This is a genomic window from Paenibacillus solanacearum (genome assembly GCF_910593845.1).
Taxonomy (GTDB): Bacteria; Bacillota; Bacilli; order Paenibacillales; family NBRC-103111; genus Paenibacillus_G; species Paenibacillus_G solanacearum.
On the sequence record NZ_CAJVAS010000103.1, the window covers coordinates 1 to 1,700 of the forward strand.

Sequence of the window (1,700 nt, forward strand, 5' to 3'; positions counted from 1 at the left end):
TTTTTTTACGTAAATGTATCTCTTAGCACCAAACCAGACTGCGGAGCGATACCACGAAGAGCTACAAAGAGATATCTTCTTGAATAGTGTCAATTTGAAAAATGGCAATAGGATGCCCGAGAAGCCCAAAGCTTCACTTTTTTGAAAGTATGATTTATTACGATTTATATTTTAGGTATTCGATAGGTTCTCGAATTGGACGTTATATCCGAGGGATTCCAGTTGCTTAAGTAGATTTTTCGCTCGGACCTTCTTATTAAGGTGTTCGAGAAAATCAGGTCCTTTTTCTTGATAAGGTTCTTGTCGAAGGAGCATATGGTAAAGGATGGTTAGAATTTTGTGAGCTGTGGCAATAAGAGCTTTCTTTTTACCTCTTCGGGAGGCTAACTTCCAATACTTCGCGGCTATATAGGTTTTTTTCGTTCGAGACGCGGCCCATGCACATTCCGCAAGAATGGATTTTAAGTGGGGATTGCCATGTTGGATGCGGGTGGACTTTTTTTTCCTGCACTTTCGTAATTGCCAGGGGAGAGTCCAGCCCAAGAAGCAATATGGCGTTCCGAATGAAATGGAAGCATGTCGGCTCCTATTTCAGCCAAAATAGCGGAGGCCGCGGTAACATCCACCCCAGGAATGGTCTGAAGCAGCTCCATTTCCACTCGATAGGGCTCCAAATGCTGGTCTATGGCAGCATCAAGATGGTCAATAGCTTCCTCAAGCTGCAGCAGGTGTTTCCAGGATTGGGAAATGAGAAATTGCTGATGAGAGGATAGCTGAGCTTGCAAGGCATCCATAAGCTGGGGAACTTTTTTCTTGATTTGTCCCTTGACCAGAGAACGAACGGTATCTTCATCGAGCTTCCCTTTGTCCATAAGTCGGTTCAAGATGGAACGTCCTGTCACCCCAAACACATCGGAAATAACAGAGGCCAGCTTGATGCCTGCAGATTCCAACACCTTCTGAATCCGATTTTTTTCAGCTGAAGCGTGGTTGACCATCTTCTTGCGATATCTGGTCAGGTCACGGAGCTCTCGGATGTCTTCCGGCGGAACAAAGCTGCCCTCGATCAATCCACAGCGTAGAAGTTTTGCGATCCATTCTGAATCAGCAATGTCTGTCTTCCGGCCGGGAACATTCTTAATGCGTTGAGCGTTGGCCAGTTTGATTTCACATGACTCCTCCAGCACTCGATAAACGGGTTTCCAATACACTCCGGTACTCTCCATGGCAACATGGATGCAAGATGCCGAATACAGCCAAGCTGCAAGTTCATGCAATCCCTTGGACATCGTGGAAAAGGTACGAATTTCTTTCTTCGGGCGATCCTCTAGATTACCCGTGAGTAAACATGCGACGACTGTATCTCTATGGACATCCAAACCGCAGCAATTCTCAAGAATAGCTTCCATAAAAAAACCTCCCATACAGAGTGTGGGAGGGACAGAGTAGGCTGATGAGAAAAGATTGTACTTTTTTACACGTGCTCACCCTCGTTCGAAGATGGCGACAATGGGTTGTGCTCAGATCAGCCGTGTACGGTTTTTTGTTCGGGGTTTTAACCTCCACTAAAGACCTCGTGTTTCTTCTGTCCCTCCATTACAAGGATGGACAGTTTGCATTAGATTCAGACGTTGTGCTATTGCTCGTAGTAAACATTTTCATCACAGGGTTGTGAGCGGTAGGCTCATGAATGTTTTTTG

Annotated in this window: 1 pseudogene; it reads right to left on the reverse strand. The window is 45.5% G+C overall.

What is annotated here, in order from left to right:
* Positions 1–171: 171 nt before the first annotated feature.
* A pseudogene (locus tag KXG62_RS33745) lies at positions 172–1,409 on the reverse strand (IS110 family RNA-guided transposase).
* Positions 1,410–1,700: the final 291 nt, after the last annotated feature.